Here is a 25,003-nt window from a genome sequence, read left to right on the forward strand (position 1 = left end):
TCTTTCTATGTGCTTCATAATTAACTTAATTTCAAATTTTCGTTTAAAACCTACCTAATTTAAGTATAGAAAGAAGGCTTAATTAATGTTAGCTAAACCGCAACCACTACAACCTGGCGATCAAGTTGCCATTGTAAGTCTATCCCGTGGAACTCTGGGTGAAGACTTTACTGCTCATCAACGAAAACTCGGCGAGCAAAGACTAGATCAACTAGGTCTTACACCTGTATATATGACCAACAGTCTGAAGGGAGTTACCTATCTCGATGCTCACCCAGAAGCTCGCGCTGCAGACCTTAAAGAGGCATTTTTAAATCCCGAGATTAAAGGAATTATTGCTGCTATTGGTGGATATGACACATATCGTTTACTACCATATCTGATGGATGATCCCGAATTTACGTCTGCCGTAGTAGCCCATCCTAAAGTCTTCACTGGATTTTCAGATACTACAAATAACCACCTTATGTTCTACCGCCTTGGCATGCAGAGCTTTTACGGACCAAGCTTTTTAAATGATCTAGCTGAGTTGGATACTAAAATGTTGCCTTATACGCAAAAAACCTGGTCACTTTTTTTCAAGAAGACTGCAGCCACCAACATTCCTGCTAGCAAGACTTGGTATGAAGAACGCACCGACTTTTCACCTGCAGCACTGGGCATCCCCCGCCCAAGCCATCCAGATACTGGCTATGAAGTTTTACGCGGGCAAGGTAAAATTCAAGGACGTTTATGGGGTGGATGTATAGATAGTCTAAATGATGATTTAACTGGTATGAGATATGACGATGAAGCAGAATTAATTAAACGCTACCAACTGATTCTGTCACCTAAAGAAGCAAGCGACAAGTTGCTTTTCCTTGAGTCTAGTGAGGAACGCCCTAATCCCACTGCTTACCAGAAGATGCTGGCCGAATTGGATCAGATAGGTCTTCTTGCAGCAGTACGTGGAATCATAGTAGGCAAGCCTCAAAATAAGCAGTACTTCGAAGAATACAAGGCTGTTCTTCTTGCTGCCACGGCAAATTATCAAACTCCTATCTTATATAATGTCAATATCGGACACGCATATCCCCGCACCGCTCTACCTTACGGCGCACTAGCTGAAATTAATTTAGACAATCCAGAATTGCGCATTATTGAACCGTGTTTTCCTAATTAAGTTTTATTTACTTACCAAACTGCAACTTTCTAGTTGCAGTTTTTTACTGCTCGCCTTAATAACTATGAAACTTTTAGCAAGTTAGGTCAGCACTAATAAGTTGCTTTTACCAACTGAGAGTTGATAATTTTAATTAAAATTTAAAAACACTATCGACTTTCTCCCAAATTAGTGTATTATGTATTTATAACAGTATTACAAAAGGAGCTTGATGAAATGAGTTTATTAGAAACGCGTTCAATTGAACGTATTTATGGTAAAGGCGCAACCCAATTTGAAGCATTGCGCGGTATCAGTCTACAAATTAACCCAGGAGATACGGTTGCCATCGTCGGGAAAAGTGGTTCAGGTAAGTCGACTTTGATGCATATTATGGCCTTACTTGACCATCCTAGCGCTGGTGAGATTTTGCTCAATGACCAACCAACCGATGAAATTAAAGCTCAAAGCTTAAACAAGTTACGAAATGAAACCTTTGGTTTTGTCTTTCAGCAGTTTTTTCTTAATCCGCAAGACAGTGTTCTGGAAAATGTGATGTTACCACTAAAGATTGCCGGAATAACCGGTAAAAAGCGCCGCGCAAAAGCTATGGAGGCAATTCAAGTAGTCGACCTTGAAAGCAAAGCTAAGAGCAAGGCTAGCAATCTCTCTGGTGGACAAAAGCAACGGGTCTGCATTGCACGTGCATTGGTCAACAATCCAAAAATAATTTTTGCGGACGAGCCCACTGGTAACCTTGACTCCACTACTGGTAACCTGGTTGAGAATACTTTATTTAAATTAAATCGTGAAAAAGGCATTACTTTAATTATTGTCACTCATGATCCCGACTTGGCCCAAAAATGTGATCGGCAAATTCAAATTAAGGACGGCCAAGTGGTCGAAGGAGAAGAATAATGAAATTTCGTGATTTATTAAATTCAGCTGCTACCAACCTTTGGCACAATAAGAGCCGGACTTTACTGACAATTATTGCAGTACTAATTGGATCATTGACAATTAGTATCACGTTGGGGATTAACACCGGGGTTAACGACTACTTGACCAGGCAGGTGGGTAATGTCGGTAACGCCAATCAAATGTTAATTACTCCAGACTACTCAGGTAATAGAAATAATTCTGGACCAGAAAAGTACAATCCTAACAAGAGTAGTAAAAATGCAGACGGCATGATGACTAAGAAAGACTTAGAAAAAATCAAAGAGGTTAAAGGAATTAAGGATGTTAAGGCCTTAAAAGATAGCAACGTGCAGTATGTCCAAGGTCCAAGTAAAACCAAGTATGTACTTGATGCACAGGTGACCCTGGGCGTTGACTATGACCTAAAGATTGGTCGACAAGTTGCAACGCGAGGAAACAAGCAGGAAATTTTGCTTACTAAGGAAATGGTCAAGGCTTTTGGTTACAAGAACGCACGTCAATCTCTGGGGCAAAAAGTCACACTAGTTACAGTTTCACCGATTACCAAGCAAACCAGTAAAATTAGAGCAACTATTGTTGGTGTCCGGAATGATAGCATGGTTAATAGCGGCCAATCTGTCTATAGTTACGGGCTAAGCGAAAAAATCATTGCTGCTAACCAAGATGGCATGCCGCATGCTTTGCGTGAACGCTATGTTCAAGTATTAGCAACGCCAACCAGTAAAGATCCCCAAAAAATCGAAGACATCGAAGCCAAGTTTGCTAAAAAGGGCTATGCAGCAATGACGTTGAAAGATGCCGTAAAACAACTTTTCCAAACCTTTAATGCTGCCACTGGCGTATTAATTATCTTTGGTGCCATTGCCCTAGTAGCAGCAAGTTTTGGCGTAATCAATACACTTTACATGTCTGTGCGCGATCGAACCCGTGAAATCGGTTTGATGAAGGCTTTAGGATTGAGCCAGGGCAAAGTCTTTTCAATCTTTAGCTTTGAAGCAATCCTAATAGGTTTAGTTGGATCCATCTTGGGTCTATTATCTGCAATGGGACTAAGCCAGATTTTAAATCGAGCAGCAACTCAAACCTTTTTGAAAGGAATTGACGGTTTCACCCTGATTCAGTTCAACTGGCCCAGCAGTATCGCCATCGTGGGTCTCATCTGCTTAATTACCTTCTTGGCTGGTACATTGCCAGCGCGCAGTGCAGCCAAACTCGATCCAATTTCGGCTTTACGGTACGAATAAGCTAAACCAAAAAACGCAGGAGTATCCACTCCTGCGTTTTTTCTGTGCTTAAATTTATTTATACTTATACAAGTCAATCAAAATTTTTTATTCAATTATTCTAGCAATTTTAGGAGACAGTAAGTTTTGGGCGAGAGATAAGTCAACCGCACCGTAATCTTCATCGATGCACTCCTCCCAATATTCAAGATGCTTGCGATCAATATAACTTGCAGAATCTTCAACTGGCTTACCACCTTCTCCTTGAATCGTGTACCAATAAAAGTAAGTAGAGCCATCAGAAAGTTTTTCTTTAAAGACGCTCTCAACGTGCATCCGCTCATTTGCCATAGTAGACACTGTAGCAGCATGATGGGCGTTCAAAAAAGCCATCCATTCTTCAGCCTTTCCTTCTTTTCCCCGTTTGATTTTGAATCTGGTTAATTCAATTTTAGTCATTTTGTTTCCTCTTAGATAAAAACGTTCTTTTGTAATATCTCACTTGCGAATAGATTTTTCAAAAAAATCAGAGTAGCAACACTAGCTTTTTCTTCTTAAAATGCCAGTTTAGTCACACTTAAAACTATAAATTATTACTTATTGTTGCAATATTTACAAAATGTAACTTAAAATAATCGGTAATCCACTAGAAAAGCTAACAGAAAAATCCCACTTTCATGGTAACGCAAAACTTATTCAGTTGCGCTTTCCTTTAAGTGGGATTCTTCAAAATGAATTCTTAATAAACTAGCTTAACTATTACAAAAATCAACTTTATTATGCAAGAAAGTTAGTCAACAAAAGTACATCTTATGACAGTTTAGTGATATTTTCACTATCAACGTAATTTCCATCAGAAATTGCAATCATTTGACGACCATTTACTGTTTTGCTTTCACCAGCAGTAACCTTAGAGCCTGCCTTTAAGACACTATCTCCGATGCGCTTACCCTCACTATCATATACGTATGAGTCTTGTGTAATCTCCGCATTGGAAGTCACACCCTTAGCAAGTTCATTATTGGCTTCAATTGAGACTTTGCCAAAGTTCTTGGCTTTAACATAGCGATTACTACTAATAATGTAATATGACTTACCTTTAATTTTGACTGGATCACCATATGTACCAACTTCTGACATCTTCTTAAGTATCTTCTTACCAACGCGTTTACCCTTATTATTGTAGACAAATGCATTGTGTAACAGGAGACGTCTTTGTTGCGTAGTGTTATTAACAGCGATGTATAAATCATTATCAGTTAGGTAGAACTGGCGTCCATTAATGCTTTCAATTCCGTAAGTTGTAATTGCAGAACCTCTTTTAGCAACTAACAAGTTTGCCCGTTTACCTTCTTTGTTATAGAAGTAGGCATTGTGGTAAAGCTTCTTTTGAACAGCTTTTCCTTTCTTGGTTTGTACTCCATCAGAGCCATTAGAACCATTGGAACCGTTGGAGCCAGTTGAACCATTGGAGCCAGTTGAACCAGTTGAACCAGTGGAACCGTTGGAGCCAGTTGAGCCGGTTGAACCATTGGAACCAGTTGAGCCAGTTGAACCATTGGAGCCAGTTGAGCCAGTTGAGCCGGTTGAACCATTGGAACCGTTAGAGCCAGTTGAGCCAGTTGAACCATTGGAGCCAGTTGAGCCGGTTGAACCATTGGAACCGTTGGAGCCAGTTGAGCCGGTTGAACCATTGGAGCCAGTTGAGCCGGTTGAACCATTGGAGCCAGTCGAGCCGGTTGAACCATTGGAACCGTTAGAACCATTAGAGCCATTGGAACCGTTGGAACTGTTGGAACCGTTAGAACTGTTAGAGCCATTAGAGCCATTATTTGCAGCGACCTTATCAATTGCAGACGTTCCGTTTTCTTTAGCCTGGTTAATTGAATCTATATCCGTAGCCTTATTGACTTCATCTTTAGCTGCTGCAGCCGCTGCGTCAATCGCATCTTTATCTTTTTGCTTTTCAGCATCAGTCTTGCTCTGGTCTTTATCAACCTTGTCTTTAGCTGCTTGATCTGCTTGATCTATCGCCGCATTCGCACTAGCTTTTTGTTCTTCAAGCGACTTGCCTGGAACATACTGGGCACTAATTACCTTAATCCCGGCATCCTCTAAGTCGCTGACAGTCTGAGCATTCTTTGCACGATCAATTGCATTTTGAGTCTTTCCTAATTCAAGATCGACTTTACTAATCTGCGCTACTTTTTCATTAGCTGATAATGTTACATCATTATTAATGGCAGCCTTAATTGTGTTTGCTTCTTTTACCAATTCATCTTTAGCTGCTTGTTTTTGTGCAGTTAAATCATTTGGAACATGTTGTGAGTGAATTGCAAGTATGCCGTCGCTATATTCCTTCTGTACGGCTTCAACGTTTGCCGCTTGAGCAATTTTATCTACAGCTTTTTGTTTCTGTACATCTACCGCTTGAAGCTGCTTAGTCTTAGTTGCTTGATCTAAGGAATCATCATTGTTAATAGCTTCTTTAACAATATCTGCTTCATCGCTAACTAATTGCTTAGCTCGCTCTTTTTGCGCATCTAACGTTATTGAGTTGGTAACATATTGTGCATCAATATTCGTAATACCCTTAGCAAGTGAGTCACTAATTGCCTGAGCGTTTATAGCATTTTGGATGTTAGTCTTAGCAGTTGCTACTGCGCTATCCACAGCTGCACTTTGAGCTGCTTTTGCAATATCATCCAGTGATGCGTCATTATTTATATTGTTTTTAACTTTAGTAGCTTCTTCATCAATTGCTGCATTTGCTTTCGTCTTTTGACTATCCAAACTGCTGCCTGGTACATGTTGAGCATCAATATCAGCAATTCCACTAGTTAACGCAAGCTTAATTGCCTGAGCAGAAGTTGCTTGTTCGATTGCTACCTTGCCTTTCAGTGCAGCAGTATCAACATTGGCTTTTTGAGCTGCCTTAGTTATATCATCCAAGGTCTCATCGCTATCAATGTCAGCCTTAATCTTTTTGATCTCAGCTTCAATCTTAGCTTGAGCATCCGCCTGCTGATCACTTATCGAACTACTTGGAACATAATCACCAGCAAGCTTCGCAATTCCAGCAGCTTGAGCATCCTTAATAGCTTGAGCGTTAACTGCTTGGGCTATCTGGGTCTTAGCTGTAGCAACATCTTGATCAACGTTAGCTTTTTGAGCTGCCTTCGCCTCATCGTCTAAGCCCTTGTCTGCATCAATTTTTGCTTTGACTTTTGCTGCTTCGGCATCAATTTCTTTTTGTGCAGCTGTTTTTTGATCAGCCATCGAAGTGCTACTTGCTACATAATCGCTATCAATCTTGCTTATACCAGCAGTCATTGCCGTTTTGATATCTTGTGCATTAAGTGATTGTGTAATTCTATCTTTAGCTGCAGTAGCATCTCTATCAACATTGGCTTTCTGCTCAATCTTAGTCACATCATCTAAATTCTGGTCGGCATCAATTTGCGTCTTGACTTTAGTAGCTTCTTCGTCAATTGCTGTTTGAGCATTCTTCTTTTGCTCCGACAATGATAATCCATTCGTTACATAATCACCAACAATTGTATTGATACTTGTATCAGTAATATCCTTAACACTTTGAGCATTAGTTGCTTGAGCTATCTGCGTCTTAGCTGTAGTAGCATCCAAATCGACTTTTGCTTTTTGTTTAGTCTTCGCTTCATTGTCTAGAGTTGGATCAGCATCGATTTGGGCCTTAACTTTAGCCGCTTTGTCTGCGACTGTTGTTTGAGCCTTAATTTTTTGACTCTCCAAGCTACCAATTGCATCGGAAACATGTTGAGCATCAATGGCAGTTATTCCATCGTAACGCTTAACTTTAACAGCTTGAGCATCAGTTGCATTGTCAATGGCTGCCTTGCCCTTAACTACTTCATTGTCAACATTAGCCTTTTGCTTCGTCTTAGTTGCATCATCTAGACTATCATCAGCATCAATTTCAGCTTTAATTCTAGTAGCTTCATTATCAAGGGCTGCTTTTGCTGCATCCTTTTGATTTGCCAATGTCACAATTGCATGATCAGCATTGATCTTAGCAATTCCAGCATCTTTAGCTTCTTTAACTCCTTGAGCATTTACAGCCCGGTCAATTGAAGCCTTAGCAGCTACTGCATCCCGGTCGACAGCACCTTTTTGCTTATATTTAGTGGCATCATCTAACGCGTCGTCAGCATCAATTTCGGCTTTTACTCTGGCTGCTTCATCATCGATTTCCAGTTTCGCATTTTTCTTTTGATCAGCTAGTGGAACATTATTTGGAACATGATCGGCATCAATCTTAGCAATACCAGCATTCTTAGCATCTTTAATATCTGTGACGTTGGTAGCCTGATCAATCTTGTTCTTAGCATCAGTGGCATCTTTGTCGACATTGGCTTTTTGCTTAGTCTTAGCAACGTCATCTAAGCTGTCGTCAGCATCGATTTCACCCTTAATCTTAGTAACTTCATCGTCAATCACCTTTTGAGCATTCTTCTTTTGATCAGGTAAGGAAACACTGTTTGGTACGTGGTCACTATCAATCTTAGCTACACCAGCATTTGTTGCATCTTTAACTCCTTGAGCATTGAGTGCCTGGTCAATTTTGTTCTTAGCATCAGCGGCATCACGATCCACATTAGCTTTTTGAGCTGCTTTTTCAGCGCTCTCTAAAGTAGGATCGGCATCAATTTCACCCTTGATCTTAGCTGCTTCGGCATCAATGGCAGCTTGAGCGTTCTTCTTCTGATCTGGAAGAGAAACACTTCCTGGAATGTGATCGCCATCAATCTTGGCAATTCCTGCTGCAGTAGCGTCCTTGACACCTTGAGCATCAGTTGCCTGGCTAATATTAACTTTTGCAGCGGCCGCGTCAGTATCTACCTGACCCTTTTGAGCTGCCTTAGCAATATCATCTAAGGTTACATCAGCATCAATTTCAGCCTTAACTTTATTGGCTTCAGCGTCAATTGTTGCCTGGGCATTCTTCTTTTGATCTGCTAATGAAGTGCTATTTGGTACATGGTCACTATCAATCTTGGCAATTCCTGCCGCTGTAGCATCCTTGACACCTTGGGCATTAACTGCTTGATCAATCCTGCCTTTAGCAATAACAGCATCAGCATCAACATTTCCTTTTTGAGCTGCCTTGGTTGCAGTATCGAGCGTTGGATCTGCATCGATTTCGCCCTTGATTTTAGTGGCTTCGGCATCAATTGAAGCTTTCGCACTAGTCTTCTGGTCTGGCAGTGACGTGCTATTTGGAATATGGTCGCCATCAATCTTGATAATCCCGGCATCCTTAGCATCCTTCACGCCTTGCGCATCAGTTGCCTGGCTAATGTTGTTCTTAGCAACTGCTGCATCCTTATCAACTTGTCCCTTTTGAGCAGTTTTGGCAGTGTCGTCAAGCGTTGGATCCGCATCAATTTCAGCCTTAATCTTAGTTGCTTCCGCATCAATGGCTGCTTGCGCATTCTTCTTTTGATCAGGTAATGACATACTGCCAGGCACATGATCGCTATCAATCTTAACGATACCAGCGTTTGTAGCATCTTTAATACTCTGCGCATCATTTGCTTGACTAATATTAGCCTTGGCAGCGGCAGCATCAACATCAACATTATTCTTTTGAATAGTCTTAGCTGCATTATCTAAAGTTGAATCATTATCAATTTCAGCCTTAATCTTTGCGGCTTCCGCATCGATGGCTGCTTGCGCATTGGTCTTTTGATCTGGCAAGGAAATACTGTTTGGAATGTGATCGCCATCAATCTTAATAATGCCCGCATCTCTTGCGTCATTTATGCCTTGTGCATCAATTGCTTGACTAATGTTTGTCTTAGCGATCGTAGCATCCTTATCTACCTGAGCCTTTTGAGCTGATTTAGCTGCATTATCAAGAGTTGGATCAACATCAATTTCATTCTTGATTTTAGCAGCTTCTTGGTCAATAATCGCCTGCGCTTTGGCCTTTTGACTTGCCAAACTACCATTTTGACCTGGTACATATTGAGCATCAATAGCTATTATCCCGTTATCGACTGCTACCTTAATCTCTTGTGCACTCGTTGCGTTATCAATATTGGTCTTAGCTTTCTTAGCTTCAGTATCAACATTAGCCTTCTGCTTAGTCTTCGTTTCATTGTCTAAGGTTTTATCGGCATCAATTTGTCCCTTAACCTTGGTTGCTTCATCATCAATTACGGCTTTCGCATTAGTCTTTTGATCTGGCAGGGAAATACTATTTGGAATGTGGTCGCCATCAATCTTGATAATCCCGGCATCCTTGGCATCCTTCACACTCTGTGCATCTACAGCTTGATCGATATTAGTCTTAGCAGTTGCAGCGTCTTTATCAACATTACCCTTTTGCACAGTCTTGGCGGCTGTATCTAAAGTGGAATCCGCATCAATCTCGCCCTTGATCTTAGCTGCTTCCTGATCAATGGCCGCTTTAGCAGAATTCTTTTGATCCGGTAAGGACACACTATTTGGAATATGGTCACCATCAATCTTGATGATTCCGGCCTCCTTGGCATCCTTCACGCCCTGCGCATTGGTTGCCTGAATAATGTTATTCTTAGCAATCGTGGCATCAGTATCAACTTGACCCTTTTGCTTATTCTTAGCGGCTGTATCTAAAGTGGAATCCGCATCAATCTCGCCCTTGATCTTAGCTGCTTCGGCATCAATGGCTGCTTGCGCATTCTTCTTTTGATCTGGCAGTGAAACATTGCCTGGAATGTGATCACCATCAATCTTGACAATACCAGCAGCAGTGGCATCTTTCACGCCTTGCGCATCACTAGCTTTATTGATGTTTGCTTTAGCAATCGTGGCATCACTATCAACTTGACCCTTTTGCTTATTCTTAGCGGCTGTATCTAAAGTTGGATCCGCATCAATCTCAGCCTTGATCTTAGTGGCTTCGGCATCAATGGCTGCTTGGGCATTGGTCTTTTGATCTGGCAGGGAAACACTACCTGGAATGTGGTCGCCATCAATCTTGATGATCCCATCACTCTTGGCATCCTTCACGGCTTGGGCATTAGTTGCTTGAGTAATGTTTGCTTTAGCAGCGGCTGCATCGGTATCAACATTAGCTTTTTGCTTAGTCTTAGTTGCATTGTCTAGAGTTGGATCGGCATCGATCTCACCCTTAACCTTGGTGGCTTCCGCATCAATGGCTGCTATCGCATTCTTCTTCTGATCTGGTAAGGAAATATTACCCGGAATGTGGTCACCGTCAATCTTGATGATCCCGGCTTCCTTGGCTTCCTTGACACCTTGGGCATTAGTTGCCTGACTAATATTAGCCTTAGCAGCAGCTGCATCCGTGTCAACATTAGCTTTTTGGGTCTTCTTAGCTGCGTCATCCAGCGTTGGGTCGGCATCAATTTCATTCTTGATCTTGGTGGCTTCCGCATCAATGGCTGCTTTAGCCGCATCCTTCTGATCTGGCAGGGAAACATTACCAGGAATATGATCACCATCGATCTTGACGATCCCAGCATCCTTGGCATCCTTCACGCCTTGGGCATTAGTAGCGGCATTAATCGCTGTCTTGGCATCAGCCGCGTCCTTGTCCACGTTGGCCTTTTGTTTTGCCTTAGTAGAATCATCTAGAGTTGGATCGGCTTCGATCTCGCCCTTAACCTTGGTGGCTTCCGCATCAATGGCTGCTTTAGCCGCATCCTTTTGATCTGGCAGAGAAACATTACCTGGAATGTGGTCACCATCGATAGCTATAATACCAGCATCTTTAGCATCCTTCACCCCTTGAGCATTAGTAGCACTGTTAATATTATTTTTAGCCGCTGTGGCATCCTTATCAACATTAGCCTTTTGCTTGGTCTTAGTTGCGTCGTCAAGCGTTGGATCGGTATCGATCTCACCCTTAATCTTGGTAGCTTCATTATCAATTGCTTTAATTGCATCCGCTTTTTGCTCAGGTAATGTCATGTTGCCTGGGATGTGGTCACTATCAATCTTAGCAATCCCGGCATCTCTGGCATCATTAACCCCTTGGGCATCAGTTGCCTTGTTAATGTTGGCCTTGGCAATCGTTGCGTCGGTATCAACGTCACCCTTCTGCTTATTCTTAGTGGCCGTATCTAAGGTCGCATCCGCATCAATTTCAGCCTTGATCTTAGTGGCTTCGGCGTCAATTGCTGCTTGAGCATTGGTCTTTTGATCCGGCAGTGAAACACTGCCTGGAATGTGATCACCATCGATCTTAATAATACCGGCATCCTTCGCATCTTTTACCCCTTGGGCATTAGTAGCACTATTAATGTTTGCTTTAGCTGCAGCGGCGTCATTATCAACATTGTCCTTCTGTTTAGCCTTAGTAGCCTTGTCTAAGGTCACATCGGCATCGATTTCATTCTTAACCTTAGCGGCTTCCGCATCAATCGCTGCATTTGCCGCCTTCTTTTGGTCTGGCAACGTCATGTTGCCTGGAATATGGTCACCATCGATCTTGATGATGCCATCTTCCTTGGCATCCTTCACAGCTTGCGCATTAGTGGCGTTGTTAATCGCCGTCTTCGCTGCTGCTGCGTCTCTGTCAACGTCACCCTTTTGCTTGGTCTTAGTGGCTGCGTCTAGCGTTACATCCGCATCAATCTCACCCTTGACCTTAGTGGCTTCCGCATCAATCGCTGCCTTAGCCGCATCCTTTTGGTCTGGTAGGGAAATATTGTTTGGAATGTGGTCACCATCAATCTTAATGATCCCGGCTTCCTTGGCATCTTTCACCCCTTGGGCATTAGTGGCATTGTTAATCGCCGTCTTCGCATCAGCCGCATCCTTGTCCACGTTGGCCTTTTGAGTGGCCTTTTCTTTACTGTTGAGAGTGACATCTGCATCGATCTCACCCTTGACCTTGGTGGCTTCATCATCAATGGCCTTAATCGCATCCGTCTTTTGTACTGGCAGAGAAACGTTGCCTGGAATATGGTCCGCATCAATGGCAATAATCCCTGCTTCCTTGGCATCCTTCACACCTTGGGCATCCTTGGCATTGTTAATATTGGTCTTGGCAGTCGCCACATCCTTATCCACATTAGCCTTTTGTTGGTTTTTAGTGGCCGTGTCTAAAGTGACATCCGCATCGATTTCACCCTTAATCTTAGTAGCCTCGGCATCAATCGCCGCAATCGCGTCAGTCTTCTGTACTGGCAGGGAGATACTACCTGGAATGTGGTCGCCATCAATCTTGATGATTCCCGCTTCCTTGGCATCCTTCACCCCTTGCGCATTAGTAGCGCTGTTTATGTTTGCTTTGGCAATCGCCGCATCAGTATCAACGTTAGCCTTCTGCTCATTCTTAGTGACCGTGTCTAAGGTCACATCCGCATCTATCTCAGCCTTAACCTTAGTAGCTTCGGCGTCAATCGCCGCAATCGCATTCGTCTTCTGCACTGGCAGGGAAATACTGCCTGGGACGTGGTCCGCATCTATCTTAGCGATCCCTTCATCCTTGGCATCAATTACCCCTTGAGCCGTAGTGGCACTGTTGATCTTGTCTTTAGCAGCCGCCGCGTCACGATCGACATCAGCCTTTTGCTTGTTCTTAGCAGCCGTGTCTAAAGTGACATCCGCATCAATCTCGCCCTTAACCTTAGTCGCTTCCGCATCAATTGCTGCAATCGCACTCGTCTTCCGATCTGGCAACGAAATGTTACCTGGAACGTGGTCACCATCGATCTTGACGATGCCCGCTTCTTTGGCATTCTTGACTTGTTGGGCGTTAGTAGCGTTATTAATCGCTGTCTTGGCATCAGCCGCGTCTTTATCGACGTCACCCTTTTGTTTTGCCTTAGCCGCTGCGTCTAGGGTTGTATCGGCATCGATTTCTCCCTTAACCTTGGTGGCTTCGGCATCAATCGCCGCAATCGCTGCCTTCTTTTGGTCTGGCAACGACACACTGCCCGGGATGTGATCGCCATCGATCTTAACGATGCCGGCAGCCGTTGCGTCTTTAACTGCTTGGATGTTAGTGGCACTATTAATCGCCGCCTTCGCATCCGCTGCATCTTTATCGACATCACCCTTTTGTTTTACCTTGGTTTCATCATCCAAAGTTTCATCGGCATCGATCTCTCCCTTGATCTTAGTGGCTTCATCATCGATTTGCTTACTGTAATCTTTCTTTTGTTGATCAAGCGCAATCCCGGCTACGTGGGCTGCGTCAATCGCCGCAATCCCATCTTCCTTGGCCTTATCGACTTGGGCTGGCAATACTGCCTTGTTGATACTGTCTTTAGCAGTTGTTGCCGCCTTATCGACCTCATCCTTTTGCTTTGCCTTAGTTGCACTGTCAAGCGTTGGATCTGCATCAATCTCATCTTTAACCTTAGTCGCTTCCGCATCGATGGCTGTATTAGCGGCCTGCTTCTCTACATCCAACGGGTGGTATACATAGGTGATTTCGTCTGTTCCGTTGCCAAATTCAAAGGCTGAACCTACTGCCATTGCTTGTCCATTGACAATTACATGGTCTAAGGCCCAGTTATTGGCATCTGGCGCTGTTGGCAACTTAATTGTTTGGCCCGTTGCTCCTTGAATTACATATGGTGCGTTAGGAACAACCTGATTCCCGTTAGTATCTACAAAAGTTGGATTAATCGTTTGCGAATTACCTTCTACATAGATTGTAACTACTGGATTATTATCGGATACAACCGTCGTCTTTGCCTGATTAGGAGCGCTAGCTGCGTAGTGGTAACCAGCGGGCACATTGTCTTCAGTATAGTACTTGTTAGTCCAGTCAATCGTGTTACCATAGTTGGCCGGTGTTACACCACCAACCGCTTCTGTACCGGTTTGGCCTGATAACGGCGAGGTCAATACCCGATCTTTATGGTTAACATCTACATACTGGTAGGTAACGTTTTGCTTGATCCCGTATACATAGACCTTATAAGTATAAGCGGTACCTTCCATTGGAACTATCCCAACAGCAGCCTGACCATATGTATCGCCATTATCATCAGTTGTTGTCGGATCACCACCACTTTGAGCGTCAGACTTGGCACCAGCATATACTTGCTTGCCAATAGCCCACATGTAGTTCTTAGGCATATTCTTGACAACAATATCACTGGTAATCAGGGGCAGATATTGACCAATATAAGAGTCTTTATCTAGCGGTACTGCCACTGGTCCACCAACATTCTTACCATTTTGGTCGACATATTGCACATTAACCTTACCAACTGGAATCGCAATCGTCTGTAATTCACGTGTCGTTGGTGTAACAATGTTTGAATTAGCGATGGCTCCACTTAAATCAGTAATTACTGCTTGACCATTTCTAACCACCATCTTGGTAAACTTAGCCGTATTGTCTCCTGCAGCACTAGTAGCCTGGGAATTATTACTCAGCCAAGTCTTAATGTTAGAGTTGTTCAGTGTTACTGTACCTGAACCAGAAATAATCCCTGCGCCTGTTGCGACTGGGTTACCATTACCATCTTGAATGGCCAAGTGCAGTTGTTTTGGTGAAATAAAGGTAACACTTGATGTGTCATTAACCCGAATCACTGAATCGTTATATCTTTGGTTAATATCAAAGGTGGTTCCAGCATTAAACTCTGCCGTTTGAGTACCCCACAGCCGAATCGCATTTGGCTGGGTCGTAACTGGAGCAGACAAGGTGAAGTTTTGCCCAAACTTAAATCTCGCAACCGAGTTACCACCCTGGGTTCCATTTATAAAGTATTGGAACCCAGTTTGCGTCCACTTGACATTGTCACCAGCTGTTACTCCGCGAACATTATTATACATTGCAGGATAGTTGGCAGCCAATCCGTTATAGGTATATGCTTCATTAGAGGAGCCATCACCCATCGTGATTTGGTTACCATAACCTACACTGGCTTGCGGTGCCACATTTGAAAACCAAAACTCTGAATATCTAATATCGTTGCTGGTTCTGTTCATGGTCACATGGGCATTGTTGGCAAAGTCAATCATCCCAACGCCACGCGTAACCTCGTTCGAGATGTTAAAGACATTGGTACCTGAAAATGTTACCTTGGAATAGTTGGCCATAACCGCATGAATTGGGTTATAACCATTTAACGAACTTGATAGATTGACATTGTCAATATTTACCTTAAGTCCTGAACCATTGCTAGAATATACAAGAGCTAAATTATCCCCATCATTTCCTGGAAACCCTTGTTTGAACTTGCCGTTGGTCAATGTTACAGTTGTTAGATTAGAATATGGGACCCCTGCATAAGTGAAGTTCTGTCTATCTAAATCAATCGTATGACCATTACCATTAACAACTACACTGGCCCCAGCAGCACGAGTCCCCATACTACCGCCAGTATATGTAATATCACCAGTAATATTGATGTAGGTTACACTAGCATCTTTCCAGGCTGCTGCTAAACTGTTAAAATCAGCGACATTTACTACCTTTTGTTTATACTTATCTGGACTAGTGATTTGATCAGGAGTAGCAATATTCATCGAGGTTGGCGTTGCGCCTGCTGGCTTGTCAACATCTTTATTAAAGTCATCACGGTTACTGTCTGGGTCGGCACCAACCGTTACATTCTTTGAACTATCATAGCCAGCTACTCCGATAGCTCTTGGCTTAGCCGCAAGCTCTGAATTAGCTTCATTTGAATTATTAGGCTTAGTAGCTGCATCATCTGATAAACTCGTATCCATTTCTGCAGTTGGAATTTCAACTGCAGGAATGTTAACTGAAGTGCTGGTAGGCTTTGAAGTGCTCTTCAACAAGTCAGCGGATTGACTACTCTGCTTTGTACTAGTAGAACTCTTAGCACTAGCAGCACTTGAACCAGACTTCAAAAATGAATTGAGACCAGCATAAGTTGCCAAACTACCTTGAGTGGCAGTTTTTGACTTTTTAGCCTTAAGCTTCTTGGTCTTGGAGCCTGTCTTTTTAGAACGGGTTTTAGCTTTAACTGCCTTAGTTTTGGCAGGTTTGTCTGCTTTTTTGAGCAAACTAGCCCGATCAATACCTGCTTGATAAGTAGCCGTAATATCGGCACTAGACTTGTCCAATACTGTCTTAAGATCAGCTAAATCATTCGCCGCATTAACTTTATCTTTAGAATCATTAAGTAAAGCGTCAACCGCTTTTACCTGTTTAGCCTTAGCAGCAGTACTTAAGTTTCGATCACCATTAATTTTCTGCTTAGTACTAGTAGCTACTGTTTCCAAAGTGTTTAGACCAGTTTGTTTAGCCTCACTGACTGCTTGATCGTCAACCTTTTGTTGGCCGGACTTGTCAACTCCAGTCTGATTACTTTGGCTCTCAATTTCAGCAGCTTTTACCTTCTGAACACCTACTGTATTAAACGATGCAGATAAAGATACTCCACCTAGCATAAGAGTTAAAAGGGAATAGCTAACTAGCCAACCCTTTTTACTTTTGTGCATTTTATAGTTTGTATTCTTGATTTCTTCAATCATTTTAAATCTGTTCAAAACTTTTTCACCCTCTATATTATTTGTATTTAATATACTACTCCGATATTAAAATAATATCATAAACATTACATTCTTTCCATAAAATCTTTACATAATTAATTATACATAAAATAATAAAGTAATCTTATGCTTTTGCAATATAAAATAAATCCTAGTATAGCTATAGCATCCACACTTTTTTTACATCGAGTTGCTTTTAATCAGCTAATATAATTAATATTAGTTTTTTATACTTGACCCAGAAATATTAATTATCTTTGTATTATCCTATCCTATTTTCATCTTACATAGTAAATTCGGAATGATTAATATCAAATTCCCTATAGTAAATAGCTAATTATTAAAATTCTAAGTGCCAAAAGCATGTTCTTACAAAGACTTCTCACAGATAACCTTCAAAACCTTTTTAGAGTCATACTGATCAACCCGCTATTTAACTAAAAATGACAATTAGTCCTACTCAGGTTTCTTTTTAGCACTTTTAAGTATACAAAAAAGCACCAGCGTATGCTGATGCTTTTTATATTACCTTGCACATAAGTGTAAGACCTTTGGGACATAATCTCAATATAATTAACGCTTACTAAATTGTGAAGCTTTACGAGCCTTCTTCAAACCAGGCTTCTTACGTTCAACCATTCTTGGATCACGAGTTAAGAATCCAGCCTTCTTCAGTGGACCACGAAAATCTGGATCAACTTCCAACAGGGCACGTGCAATGCCAAGACGAATCGCTCCAGCCTGACCTGCAAAGCCACCACCATTAACATTAACTTTAACATCATATTGATTTTCAGTTTCAGTCAAAGTCAATGGTTGTTTTAAATCCTTAACTAAGTTAGGGAATGGAATGTATTGATCTACATCCTTGTTGTTAACCGTAATTTTTCCACTGCCTGGTACTAAACGGACACGCGCAACTGAATTTTTACGCCGACCAGTACCTGCATATGCAACTTGTTGTGCCATTATTTAACCTCCTAGATCAACTTGTTAATGTCTAAATTTTCGGGTTTTTGTGCTTCATGCTTGTGATCGGCATCTGCATAAACATGCATCTTCAAAAATTCTTGGTGACCAAGAGTATTCTTTGGAAGCATTCCCTTAACTGACAATTCAACCAATCTAACTGGGTTGTTAGCAAGTAATTTACCAGCTGGCGTAGCCTTGATTCCGCCAAGAGTACCAGAGTGGTGGTAGTAGATCTTGTCGGTAGCCTTTTTACCAGTTAACTTAACTTTACCAGCGTTAATAACAATCACATTATCACCGGTGTCAACATTTGGTGTGTATTGAGGCTTGTTTTTGCCCCTTAAAATAGTTGCTACTGCAGTAGACAGACGACCTAAAGGCACATCTGTTGCGTCAATAACATACCATTTACGGTTAATTTCATTAGGTTTTGCTAACTGTGTAGTACGCAATTTAATTTCCTCCGTTTATACGTTGCTTGTAACAATAAGATTCCGGGGCTTATCGTGGACAAACATACTTATCTAGGATACGTCGTTTTTGATTGATTGTCAACTTTATTCAAGATCTTGACGATATTTTTGGGGGATTTCACCATAAAAAACATGGTATAGAAATAAGCCGCTAGCTTGCGCCGTCTCCCTTACCTGCTCGCGGTCACACGCGGCAATTACCCGGGGAATATCATCTCGCGGGCGCTTCCCATTACCAATTTCAAGCAACATTGCAACCAGAATACGGACCATGTTATACAAAAAGCCTGAGCAAATAAAATCAAAAATCAACTCATTAGCTGTATCGTCTTTTTTTACGTTGACGTAGTACATTGTCCGCACTTTGTTTTTGATCTGACCGCCACTAGCGGCGAAACTGGTAAAGTCATGTGTGCCCACCAGGTCGCGCGCCGCAATCTGCATCTTAACTAGGTCTACTGGGTAAGGATAATGCCCGCTATAAAAACGTTTAAACGGATCAACAAAGTGATCAAGACTTATGCGGTAGCGATACCACTTTCCCTTAGCGTTATAACGCACATGGAAGGATTCATCTACAATCTCACTTTGCCTAAAAGCAATATCTAGTGGCATGATCGAATTAAGCGCAAAAAGCATTCGTTCTGGAGGGATTTTTGCACCCGGATAATCAAAGTGAATAACCTGTCCCAAAGCATGTACACCCGCATCAGTACGTCCAGATCCTTCGACCAGAACAACTTTCCCCTTAGTCATCTTAGTCAGTGCTGCCTCAATTGTTCCCTGAACTGTTCGTTGTCCTGGCTGGGACTGAAAGCCATGAAAAAGATGACCGTCGTACGCAAGGGTCATTTTATATCTTGTCGTCATTAGTGTGTCCTAAAAATAAGCAATAAAGCAATTAAAGCCAGAAAGTAACCTAAGTTACACAAATCGTAAACAGACCAGTGCAATACACGGAACTTTGTCCTACCCTGGCCACCCTTGTAACCACGTGATTGCATTGCTGTAGAAAGGTCAACTGCAGTTTGTAGTGAGTTGATAAACAGGGGAACCAGAAGCGGTGTGATTGCTTTGGCACGCTTAATTAATCCCCCATTATTGAAGTCTGCACCACGTGATCGTTGCGCATTCATGATTTTAAAGGTCTGGTCAAACAAAGTCGGAACAAAGCGCAGAGCGATCGACATCACCAAGGCAATTTGATCAACTGGAACTCTAACCAGCCTTAGCGGTGCCAATAACCACTCAATAGCGTCGGCAATTTCTAACGGCATCGTGGTAACCGTCATAACGGTTGAAATCAAAATAATAACGGTAAAACGAATAAAGATAAAAATTGCATTGGTGATCCCATAACTTGAAATGGCAAAAATCGTCCACTGCCAGTATACTTTTCCGCCCACAGTAAAGAACAGCTGCAAAAAAGAGGTGAAGAGAATTAACCAAATTAAGGGCTTAATCCCATTCCAAAAAACCTTAGGCTTTAACTTAGTAGCGGCCACAGCAAGCAGGCTGAATAGTGTAATAATCACATAGGTCAACGGATTATTAGCCAAAAAAATCAGCAAAATAAAGAAAATCGTTGCCAGTAACTTGCCCCGAGGATCCATTTTGTAGACTAAGGAATTTCCAGCAACATAGCGACCAATTAAAATTTTACTCACAAGTTATCACCCCTTTAGATTTTGTTCAATTCCTTGAACCAATTCTTTAACCGTTAATGGCGGATTAGCAAAGGTAAAACCCGGTAGTTGTCCAGCTAGTAAAGAAGCTTGTGGCTGATTCAAATGATGGTTGTGTAACCAAGACTGATCACGGAAAATTTCAACTGGAGTGGCATGCTTAATTAGTTTACCTTGCTCCATCACCAAAACATCTTCTGCATAGTTCGCCACATCGTCCATATTATGGGTAACTAAAATAACCGTATGTCCTTCTTTTTGATAGTCAGCAAACAAGTGCATCATTTGTTTGCGTGCCTCTGGATCCAGTCCGGCAGTTGGTTCATCTAAACAAAGAATACTAGGTTCATAGGCCAAAACTCCAGCAATTGCCACTCGGCGCATCTGCCCGCCAGACAATTCAAATGGTGACCGAGTCGCGATAGCAGCCGGCAGACCAACGCGCTTAAGCCAAATCTGAGCACGCTTTTTTGCCTCTTCGTCATCAAAACCAAAATTTTTAGGACCGAAAGCTATATCATCTAGCACTGTATTTTCAAATAATTGTGCTTCTGGAAATTGAAAGACTAAACTTACCTGCTTACGTAGCTCCTTTAAGCCTTTATTGGTTGTTTCAGGCGTAATTTTAGTCCCCGCAATTTCAATTTGACCTGTACTCGGTTTAAGCAAGGCATTAAAGTGCTGCATTAGCGTCGACTTACCACTGCCCGTATGGCCAATAATAGCTGTAAAGGAACCATCTTGCAGTTCAAAACTGACATTATCTAGACCCTTTTTCTCAAGTGGAGAATCAGCGGCATAAAAATAACTTACATGTTCGAATTTAATTGACATAAAAACTTGATCAACTCTTTTTCTGAATTAACAATCGGCGGGATAGGGACGCCAGCAGTTACCAGGGCAGCTTTAACTTGGGCAAAAAACGGAACATCCAAGCCTAACTCCTTAAGTAATTTGGTTTGAGTAAAGATTTCTGTTGTCCTGCCTTGGGTGATTAGTTGTCCATCATTCATTACTAGTACTTGATCAGCTAAATTAGCTTCGTCAATATCATGCGTAATCGAAATGACGGTAAGGTCATACTCTTCCTTCATCTCTCGGACTATGCCCAAAATCTGATCCCGACCCTCTGGGTCGAGCATTGCAGTAGCCTCATCCAAAACAATTATTTGCGGCCTGATGGCCAGTATTCCCGCAATAGCGACCCGTTGCTTCTGTCCGCCCGAAAGGCTAGCTGGCTCAGCATTGGTATAATCAGTCATGCCCACTGCTGCTATTGCCGCTGGCACCAGCTTAACCATTTCAGACCGTGGTACCCCGCGGTTTTCCAACCCAAAGGCGACGTCATCAGCAACCGTAGCACCAACAAACTGGTTATCGGGATTTTGAAAAACCACGCCAATCTTATCGCGGATATTCCAGACAGTATCGTCGTTCAGCACAGTGCCATCGATTTCGATCTTTGCTTTGCTTGTCTCATCTGGAACCAGTAAGCCATTAAGTAGCCTAATAATCGTCGACTTGCCACTTCCATTATGTCCGATAATAGAGGTCCAAGAGCCACGTTCAATATCAAAACTAAGATTGTCAATCGCTGGCGTCTTTGCTTCTGGATAGGTAAAACTCACGTTGCGAATTTTTATAATCTGATCTGCCATATTATCACCATCCTAAACAATCTGACTCAATTGTACCAAAAAAATGCAAAAAAAATCACCCATGAAGAGGGATAATGAATAATTATCTAAGCTAGACTAAACTTTCGTCATCATCTTAGCGCTTATTCTCACTTTCATGGATAATTCTTAATAGCTATTAAGTTGGGTTATTCGATATTAAACTAATTCAAGAATAACCATTGGAGCTGCATCACCTTTACGGGCATTTGCCAGCTTCATAATTCTAGTGTAACCACCATTACGGTCTTTGTAACGCGGTGCAACATCACTAAAAAGTTTTTGCAATGCAGACTTAACTACAACTGTGTCATCTTCTTCGTGAATATCAGCGATTTCATTGCGCACATAAGCAGCGGCTTTTCTTCTAGCAGCTAAATCTCCACGCTTACCTAAAGTAATCATTCTTTCGGCAGTTTTGCGTACTTCTTTAGCGCGTGTTTCAGTAGTAACAATGCGTTCCTTCATAATCAATTGAGTGGTCATTTCTCTCAGCATTGCTTTTCTGTGCGCACTATCGCGACCTAATTTACGGTATGCCATCAGTTTACCTCCTTTTATTTTTGTTAATCTTCTTGACGAAGTGAAAGTCCCAAGTCAGCTAATTTGTTCTTAACTTCTTCTAATGATTTTCGGCCCAAATTACGTACCCGCATCATATCAGCTTCAGTCTTATCAGTTAACTCCTGCAAAGTATTAATGCCAGCCCGCTTGAGACAGTTGTATGAACGAACAGACAAATCAAGCTCTTCAATCGTCATTTCAAGCTTCTTCTCGGCTGTATCGTCTTCTTTTTCAACCATCACATCACTGAACTTGGTATTTGCATCAGCAGTTTCAAACACTTTGAAGTGCTCTACCAAAATTTTAGCAGCAAAACTAAGGGCGTCATTAGGTTTGATTGAACCATCTGTCCAAATCTCTAAAGTGAGTTTGTCAAAATCGTCTCTTTTACCAACGCGAGTTGACTCAACTTGATAATTCACCTTTTTGATTGGTGAAAAAAGTGAATCGACCGGAATAACACCAATTGGCATATCCTCACTCTTGTTGTCACCCGCAGCAACATAACCACGGCCGTTCTTAACCGCAATCTGCATGTGCAAGTGGCCGCCGTCAGCAATAGTACATATATATTGGTCGGGGTTCAAAACCTGAATATCGGCATCTGCTTTAAGGTCATCGGCTGTAACAGTCGCCGGGCCTTCCACATCAACTTCAATCGTCTTTTGTTCATCTGAAAAAGACTTTAATTCAAGCTTTTTCAAGTTTAAGATCATCTTGGCGACGTCTTCTCTCACGCCTGGAACGGTTGAAAATTCGTGCAAAACATCATCAATCTGAACATAGACGAGTCCTGTGCCTGGGATAGATGTAAGTAAAACTCTACGTAATGAATTACCTAAAGTAGTACCAAAGCCTCGTTCAAGTGGTTCAATAACAAATTTACCATAAGACTTTTCTTGGTCTACTACGGTAATATTTGGTTTTTCAAATTCAATCATTACTTGGCCCCTTTCAAAACGTAACGTCCTTCTTTGAGAACAAAATTAAACACGACGACGTTTTGGTGGCCTAGAACCGTTGTGAGGAACTGGAGTAACATCACGAATTGCAGTGATTTCAAGTCCTGTAGCTTGAAGTGCTCTGATTGCAGACTCACGACCAGAACCCGGGCCTTTAACAGAAACTTCAACATGTTTCATGCCTTGATCCATGGCGCTCTTAGCTGCTGCTTCGGCTGCCATTTGTGCTGCAAATGGGGTAGACTTACGACTACCTTTAAAGCCTAATGCACCGGCTGAAGACCAAGCAATTGCATTGCCTTGAACGTCAGTAATCATGATTAAAGTATTATTAAACGTAGAGTGGATGTGCGCAACGCCTTTTTCAACGTGCTTCTTCACACGACGCTTGCGTGCTGTTTTAGGCATCAATAAACCTCCTTATAATTTTTATTTATTTTTTCTTACTACCCTTACGAGTGCGGGCATTATTTTTGGTATTCTGACCACGAACTGGGAGTCCACGGCGGTGACGCATACCACGGTATGAGCCAATGTCAATCAACCGTTTAATGTTCATGCTAACTTGACGACGCAAGTCACCTTCAACACGGTATTTATCAACTTCTGTACGCAGCTTCTCTTGATCATCTGGAGTCAAATCTTTTGACCGGATGTCTTCAGAAACACCAGCATCCGCACAAATCTTCTGTGCTGTTGGTTCACCAATACCATAAATATATGTTAATGCAACAACTATTCTTTTATCTCTTGGTAAGTCAACACCAGCAATACGTGCCATAAATTGCACCTCCTATTTATTTTAACCTTGACGCTGTTTGTGCTTTGGATTTGCAGGGCAAATAACCATTACACGACCATGTCTTTTAATAATCTTACAATGTTCACACATTGGTTTAACAGATGGTCTAACCTTCATGTTTCCCTCCGTTATTACTTTATATACCGATAAGTAATTCTACCTTTTGTTAAATCATAAGGAGAAAGTTCAACAGTAACCCTGTCTCCAGGTAAAATACGAATATAGTGCATTCTAATCTTACCGGAAACGTGTGCTAAAATCTCCGCTCCATTTTCCAATTCAACTTTAAACATAGCATTAGGTAAGGTATCAATAACCTTACCCTTTACCTCAATGACATCATCTTTTGCCAAAGTCGTTCCTCCGCCTTTAAACAGTCATACTTTGAAATTATAACACGGATAAGTAAATATACCAATATTACTTATTGCTTAACACCGCATCAACACTCTCAAAGACCTCTTCGGGATTTCGTTCACCATTAACAACAGTCAACAAACCATGTGCCTGGTAATAATCTTTCAAAGGTGTATTCATCTTTTCGTTGACTTCTAAACGATTCTTGACAACTTCTGGCTTGTCATCTTCACGTTGGTAAAAATCATGGCTGCCACAACGATCGCAAGTGCCCTCAACCTTGGGCATCTTAGTCAACTTGTTGTAGGTGGCACCACAGTTTTTACACATAAAGCGGGCTGATAAGCGCTTGACTAAGGTTTCTTCCTTAACTTCAAGCGAGATTACGCTAGTCAACGGCTTGTTTAACTTTTTGGTGATATCTTCCAAAAGTTCAGCTTGAACAATCGTCCGCGGAAAGCCATCTAAAATATAGCCTTTCTCAATATCAGGTTGCCCTAAACGCTCTTCAACCAACCTAGCAGTAACCTCGTCTGGTACCAAATCACCCTTGTCAATATAACTTTTGGCTTCAAGTCCAACCTTGGTCTCATTCGCCATTGCCTCTCTAAACATATCCCCAGTTGAGATATGAGTTAGCTGATATTTATCAACAATTTGCTCTGATACTGTACCCTTACCAGCTCCTGGCAATCCTAAAAGAAATAAGTTAATCATTAATCCGTCC

General features: G+C 41.9%; 18 protein-coding genes. 3 read left to right on the forward strand and 15 right to left on the reverse strand.

Annotation, left to right across the window (positions count from 1 at the left end; translation table 11 throughout):
* Positions 1–85 precede the first annotated feature (85 nt).
* The 3 genes from ACSYSN_RS06020 to ACSYSN_RS06030 all read left to right on the forward strand — a co-directional run bounded on the left by ACSYSN_RS06020 (position 86) and on the right by ACSYSN_RS06030 (position 3,327).
* Entirely contained in the window at positions 86–1,162 is a 1,077-nt protein-coding gene (locus ACSYSN_RS06020) for a S66 family peptidase (RefSeq protein ID WP_491711982.1), read from the forward strand.
* Between the two features lie 216 nt (positions 1,163–1,378).
* Positions 1,379–2,059, forward strand: a complete 681-nt coding sequence (locus ACSYSN_RS06025; protein ID WP_491711983.1) for an ABC transporter ATP-binding protein — start codon at positions 1,379–1,381, stop codon at positions 2,057–2,059.
* Positions 2,059–3,327 carry an ABC transporter permease gene (locus ACSYSN_RS06030; RefSeq protein ID WP_491711984.1) on the forward strand — a complete coding sequence of 423 codons (1,269 nt, stop codon included), beginning with the start codon at positions 2,059–2,061 and terminating at the stop codon, positions 3,325–3,327. Before ACSYSN_RS06025 ends, ACSYSN_RS06030 begins: the two co-directional genes overlap by 1 nt.
* A gap of 87 nt (positions 3,328–3,414) precedes the next feature.
* Here ACSYSN_RS06030 and ACSYSN_RS06035 read toward each other — a convergent pair whose 3' ends face one another.
* From ACSYSN_RS06035 to ACSYSN_RS06105, 15 genes are all read right to left on the reverse strand, one after another.
* A complete protein-coding gene (locus tag ACSYSN_RS06035; protein WP_491711985.1) occupies positions 3,415–3,765 on the reverse strand; it encodes a DUF6176 family protein in 351 nt (116 codons plus the stop codon).
* Positions 3,766–4,116: 351 nt separating this feature from the next.
* Entirely contained in the window at positions 4,117–16,782 is a 12,666-nt protein-coding gene (locus tag ACSYSN_RS06040) for a DUF1542 domain-containing protein (protein WP_491711986.1), read from the reverse strand.
* 576 nt (positions 16,783–17,358) lie between these two features.
* On the reverse strand, positions 17,359–17,754 hold the full coding sequence (rpsI, locus tag ACSYSN_RS06045; protein ID WP_491711987.1) for a 30S ribosomal protein S9: 396 nt from the start codon (positions 17,752–17,754) through the stop codon (positions 17,359–17,361).
* 11 nt (positions 17,755–17,765) lie between these two features.
* The gene (gene rplM / locus ACSYSN_RS06050) at positions 17,766–18,209 is read right to left on the reverse strand and encodes a 50S ribosomal protein L13 (RefSeq protein WP_317637119.1); all 444 of its coding nucleotides are present in this window, start codon (positions 18,207–18,209) and stop codon (positions 17,766–17,768) included.
* Between the two features lie 105 nt (positions 18,210–18,314).
* Positions 18,315–19,100 carry a tRNA pseudouridine(38-40) synthase TruA gene (gene truA, locus ACSYSN_RS06055; RefSeq protein ID WP_491711988.1) on the reverse strand — a complete coding sequence of 262 codons (786 nt, stop codon included), beginning with the start codon at positions 19,098–19,100 and terminating at the stop codon, positions 18,315–18,317.
* On the reverse strand, positions 19,100–19,897 hold the full coding sequence (locus ACSYSN_RS06060) for an energy-coupling factor transporter transmembrane component T family protein (RefSeq protein ID WP_491711989.1): 798 nt from the start codon (positions 19,895–19,897) through the stop codon (positions 19,100–19,102). The genes truA and ACSYSN_RS06060 overlap by 1 nt, the downstream gene beginning before the upstream one ends.
* 6 nt (positions 19,898–19,903) lie before the next feature.
* A complete protein-coding gene (locus tag ACSYSN_RS06065; RefSeq protein WP_491711990.1) occupies positions 19,904–20,749 on the reverse strand; it encodes an energy-coupling factor transporter ATPase in 846 nt (281 codons plus the stop codon).
* Positions 20,725–21,573 (reverse strand): energy-coupling factor transporter ATPase, encoded by an 849-nt coding sequence (locus ACSYSN_RS06070; RefSeq protein ID WP_491711991.1) that lies wholly within the window; start codon positions 21,571–21,573, stop codon positions 20,725–20,727. Before ACSYSN_RS06070 ends, ACSYSN_RS06065 begins: the two co-directional genes overlap by 25 nt.
* Before the next feature lie 177 nt (positions 21,574–21,750).
* Positions 21,751–22,134, reverse strand: a complete 384-nt coding sequence (rplQ, locus tag ACSYSN_RS06075) for a 50S ribosomal protein L17 (protein ID WP_491711992.1) — start codon at positions 22,132–22,134, stop codon at positions 21,751–21,753.
* A 23-nt stretch (positions 22,135–22,157) separates the two neighbouring features.
* Positions 22,158–23,096 carry a DNA-directed RNA polymerase subunit alpha gene (locus tag ACSYSN_RS06080; protein ID WP_491711993.1) on the reverse strand — a complete coding sequence of 313 codons (939 nt, stop codon included), beginning with the start codon at positions 23,094–23,096 and terminating at the stop codon, positions 22,158–22,160.
* A gap of 45 nt (positions 23,097–23,141) precedes the next feature.
* Positions 23,142–23,525, reverse strand: coding sequence for a 30S ribosomal protein S11 (gene rpsK, locus ACSYSN_RS06085; protein ID WP_317637126.1), 384 nt, complete (start codon positions 23,523–23,525; stop codon positions 23,142–23,144).
* 25 nt (positions 23,526–23,550) lie between these two features.
* The gene (gene rpsM, locus ACSYSN_RS06090) at positions 23,551–23,898 is read right to left on the reverse strand and encodes a 30S ribosomal protein S13 (protein WP_317637127.1); all 348 of its coding nucleotides are present in this window, start codon (positions 23,896–23,898) and stop codon (positions 23,551–23,553) included.
* 21 nt (positions 23,899–23,919) lie between these two features.
* Positions 23,920–24,036 (reverse strand): 50S ribosomal protein L36, encoded by a 117-nt coding sequence (gene rpmJ / locus ACSYSN_RS06095; protein WP_046307548.1) that lies wholly within the window; start codon positions 24,034–24,036, stop codon positions 23,920–23,922.
* Between the two features lie 14 nt (positions 24,037–24,050).
* The gene (gene infA, locus ACSYSN_RS06100; RefSeq protein WP_046307550.1) at positions 24,051–24,272 is read right to left on the reverse strand and encodes a translation initiation factor IF-1; all 222 of its coding nucleotides are present in this window, start codon (positions 24,270–24,272) and stop codon (positions 24,051–24,053) included.
* A gap of 67 nt (positions 24,273–24,339) precedes the next feature.
* The gene (locus ACSYSN_RS06105; protein WP_491711994.1) at positions 24,340–24,993 is read right to left on the reverse strand and encodes an adenylate kinase; all 654 of its coding nucleotides are present in this window, start codon (positions 24,991–24,993) and stop codon (positions 24,340–24,342) included.
* Between the last annotated feature and the right edge of the window lie 10 nt (positions 24,994–25,003).

This window comes from Lactobacillus sp. ESL1191 (genome assembly GCF_058504435.1).